Here is a 4,473-nt window from a genome sequence, read left to right on the forward strand (position 1 = left end):
CGACTAAGATAAAGGAAACACGGAGAGCGATAGCGCTGCTTGAGAATCAAAAGACGAACATTGCAAAAAGGCGGACATGAAAATGTTCGTTTTTTTGTATTGACGAACGTATTTGTTGCTGATAGAATAAAGAAGAATTAAATATTGTCGTTTTACGTCGTATAATCTGGGGAATATGGCCCAAAAGTTTCTACCGAGCTACCGTAAATAGCTTGACTACGAGGTAAGTGCAAAAAGATTGGTTTTCTTTTGTTGGAGAACCTGATCTATTTTGTGTGAATCCTAAAGTCAACGCTCCGGTACCTCAACCGCAGCGTTTTTTTATTGCTATTTTTGTTAAAGGATGACTGAAACTCAAAGAATGTAACTTTTTTATATATTTTTAGAAAATTCATTCATTTTTAAAAATAGGACTGCTATTAAACAATGTTCAGCAATATACTTTAACGAAAATGAAAAATTAAAAAGAAAGATAAATTAGGGGGAGAAAATGTGAAAAAGTACTTCCAATTCGAAGAGCTTGGAACGAATTATCGCCGAGAAATTATCGGTGGCTTAACAACATTTCTGGCAATGGCTTATATTTTAGTCGTAAATCCTATTACATTATCATTAATGGATGTTCCAAATTTACCGGATTCGATGAGAATGGATTACGGTGCTGTTTTTGTTGCTACCGCAGTGGCTGCAGCTATAGGTTCACTATTCATGGGTATAATAGCTAAATATCCTGTTGCTCTTGCACCAGGAATGGGCTTAAATGCATTCTTTGCTTATACGGTTGTATTAACAATGGGAATTCCATGGCAGCATGCGCTGGGCGGGGTTTTCATTTCAGGAGTTATTTTTATCATCTTATCTTTATCAGGATTACGGGAAAAAATCATTAATTCTATTCCTGCCGAATTGAAATATGCAGTTAGTGCAGGTATCGGTTTGTTTATTACTTTTGTTGGTGCTCAAAGTGCAGGACTTATTGTAAACAATGACGCAGTCTTAGTAGGACTTGGTGACTTTTCGGATGGAAATGTATTACTAGCTATTTTCGGAATTATTATAACAGTTATTTTAATGACAAAAGGAATTAAAGGTGGAATTTTCATCGGGATGGTCGTTACTTCAATTGCCGGTATGATCTTTGGATTAATTGATATTCCCGAAAAGCTTGTAGATTCAATTCCTAGTGTGGCACCAACGTTTGGAGCCGCATTCCAAGCTTTTGGAGACAGTTCTTTCTTTACAACGAATATGCTTGTTGTCGTGTTAACCTTTTTATTCGTTGATTTCTTTGATACTGCAGGGACACTCGTTGGGGTTGCTAATCAAGCTGGTTTAATGAAAGATAATAAATTACCTCGTGCTGGAAAAGCTCTATTGGCAGATTCTGCTGCAACTGTTGTGGGTGCAATCTTTGGAACATCAACAACAACATCTTATATTGAATCAACATCTGGGGTTGCAGCTGGAGCAAGAACAGGATTTGCTTCCGTTATAACAGCAGGACTTTTCCTTTTAGCGCTATTTTTCTTCCCTGTATTAGAAGTCATTACGTCTGCAGTTACCGCGCCGGCTCTAATTATTGTAGGTGTATTGATGGTCGCTTCATTAGGGAAAATTGATTGGACAAAGTTTGAAATTGCTGTTCCAGCCTTTTTAACAGTTGTTATGATGCCGTTAACATATAGTATTGCTACAGGGATTGCAATTGGATTTATTTTCTATCCAATTACAATGATTATAAAAGGGCGTTCAAAAGAAATTCATCCAATTATGTATTTCTTGTTTGTGGTATTTGTTCTATACTTTGTATTCCTAAAATAATAGTGTGTTTGGAGATTCGTGTTATGCGAGTCTCCGTTTTTTTTTATGATTCATTTAATATTTGGCATAAGTGATGAGGGTAAATGATTAGAAGAGTTTTGGGTAAGATACCCATATATACTTCTATATGAACCCTTCAACTTATGCTTTTTTTTATTGCATTTTTGTGCGTTTAAATCTATTCAGGGAGGTTTGAACATGTTTAAAAGAGCTTTTGGTGTCTTGCAAAAAGTGGGGAAAGCGTTAATGCTGCCTGTCGCCCTTTTGCCGGCAGCGGGAATACTTCTTGCTTTAGGTGCGGCACTGAAGAATCCGGCGCTGCTTGAGTTGGCTCCATTCCTAGACAATAACGGTGTGAAAATGGTTGCTTCAATCATGCAGAACGCAGGTGATATTGTCTTTGGAAATCTGCCTGTTTTATTCGCTGTAGGTGTCGCAGTAGGCTTGGCTGGCGGCGACGGTGTAGCAGGACTAGCTGCCATAATCGGCTATTTAATCATGAATATAACAATGGGGACAGCGGGAGGGATAACTGCAGAGGATGTAAATGGGCTTAATTATGCGAATGTTTTAGGAATCCCTACTCTCCAAACGGGCGTTTTTGGGGGGATTATTGTCGGGATTATCGCCGCCTCCCTTTATAATAAATTTTATGAAATGGAATTGCCCTCTTACTTAGGTTTTTTTGCTGGAAAAAGATTTGTTCCAATTATTACAGCGGGTACTGCGGTTCTGCTAGGGTTATTAATGCTTGTTATTTGGCCGCCGATTCAAACAGCCTTAAATGCATTTTCGCAAAATATGGTGAATGCCAACTTAACTATTTCAGCTTTTATCTTTGGAGTAATTGAACGTTCGCTTATCCCCTTTGGCCTTCATCATATTTTCTATTCACCATTTTGGTATGAATTTGGGGAATATGTAACAAAAGCCGGTGAAGTAGTTCGTGGAGACCAAAAGATATTTATGAAGCAAATTACTGATAATGTTCAAAATTTAACAGCAGGTACATTTATGACAGGAAAGTTTCCATTTATGATGTTTGGCTTACCGGCAGCTGCATTAGCTATATATCATGAAGCTCGTCCGGAAAAGAAAGTGGTTGTAGGCGGGCTTATGGCATCTGCAGCTCTAACCTCCTTCTTAACTGGGATAACGGAACCGCTTGAATTTTCTTTCCTTTTTGTTGCTCCTGTGTTATTTGGTATACATGCTATATTTGCAGGACTCTCATTTATGACTATGCATTTATTGAATGTGAAAATCGGTATGACTTTTTCTGGCGGACTCATTGACTATATATTATTTGGCTTAATTTACCCACAGACAAATGCATGGATTGTTATCCCTGTTGGATTAGTATTTGCTGTTATATATTATATAGGTTTCCGCTTTGCTATTAGGAAATTTGATTTGAAAACACCTGGTCGGGAGGATGTTGAAGAGAAAGAAGAGGCTGCTGATACCGGTAAAGGTGGCGATTTGCCATATGAAGTTCTAGAAGCGATGGGTGGAAAAGAAAATATTTCAAATCTTGATGCCTGTATTACACGCCTTCGGGTTTCTGTAAATGATATTAATATTGTAGATAAAAATCGTTTGAAGAAGCTTGGCGCTGCCGGTGTGCTCGAAGTTGGAAACAATATACAAGCTATTTTTGGGCCGAGATCAGAAACAATTAAAGGACAAATGAAAGCTATTATGAATGGAAAAAGACCTCGTGCAGCTGTTAAAGCCCCTGAGGATGGGGTAATGCAACAAATTGAAGAGGTAAATCCAGAGGCACTTCAAACGGAAGGAGAAAAATCTATATTTGTATCTCCTATTAAAGGTGAAGTAATGCCAATTAAGGAAGTGCCGGATGCAGTTTTTTCAGAGAAAATGATGGGCGATGGTTTTGCGATTCTTCCTTCTGAAGGAACAATTGTATCTCCTGTAGATGGGAAAATCATAAATATTTTTCCAACCAAACATGCGATAGGAATTCTCTCTGATTCAGGTCGAGAGATTTTAATCCATATTGGGATTGATACTGTGAAATTAAAAGGGGAGGGATTTAAAATAAAGGTAGAAGACAATAACCATGTAAAGGCGGGGCAGCCGTTGTTAAGTGTGGACCTTGATTTTATAAAAAATCATGCACCTTCCATTATTACACCTATTGTGTTTACTAATTTAAAGGAAGGAGAAGTAGTCGTTATTAATAAAGTAGGTATGGTTGAGTTAAAAGAGAAAGAAATTATTTCGATATCTAAGTTATAAAAAAGCTACCTCAATGGGATGAAATCCATGAAGGGGAGAATGTGCTATATCTTGTAAAATGATAAATGAAATGAGAAACCAGCAGCTTCTTTGATAGCTGGTTTCTTTTTCGAAATTGTTAATAATCTACCTTTTTGATGGTTGGATAGTTGTTAGGTAAAAAATAAGAAAAGCATTTCAAATTATAGTTGACCAAATATACCCGAAGGTGATATTATATAAAAACGGTCGCTGACAAATTAAAAAAATAGTAAAATATAAAAATAATTGTTGACGCCGTGTTTGATAAATGATATATTAATAAAGTCGCTTTTGAGCGAAGGTATTAATTGGTTTTGCTCTTTGAAAACTGAACGAACAAAAAACGTCAACGTTAATTCAAGTTTTAAA

At 36.9% G+C, this 4,473-nt stretch carries 2 protein-coding genes and 1 riboswitch; both genes read left to right on the forward strand.

Annotation, left to right across the window (positions count from 1 at the left end; all coding sequences use genetic code 11):
- The first annotated feature begins 137 nt into the window (after positions 1 to 137).
- A riboswitch (purine riboswitch) is annotated at positions 138 to 239 on the forward strand.
- A gap of 253 nt (positions 240 to 492) precedes the next feature.
- Positions 493 to 1,821, forward strand: a complete 1,329-nt coding sequence (locus RUH74_RS24055) for an NCS2 family permease (RefSeq protein WP_313805392.1) — start codon at positions 493 to 495, stop codon at positions 1,819 to 1,821.
- Positions 1,822 to 2,019: 198 nt separating this feature from the next.
- Complete coding sequence (gene ptsG, locus RUH74_RS24060; RefSeq protein WP_313805395.1) at positions 2,020 to 4,083, forward strand: glucose-specific PTS transporter subunit IIBC; 2,064 nt, start codon at positions 2,020 to 2,022, stop codon at positions 4,081 to 4,083.
- Positions 4,084 to 4,473 lie beyond the last annotated feature (390 nt).

It is taken from the genome of Cytobacillus sp. (assembly GCF_032154635.1).
Classification (GTDB): domain Bacteria; phylum Bacillota; class Bacilli; order Bacillales; family Cytobacillaceae; genus Cytobacillus.

Bases quoted from the DNA above. Each gene is read 5' to 3' on its own strand.
- ptsG (WP_313805395.1), top strand. From the start codon at position 2,020: ATGTTTAAAAGAGCTTTTGGTGTCTTGCAAAAAGTGGGGAAAGCGTTA.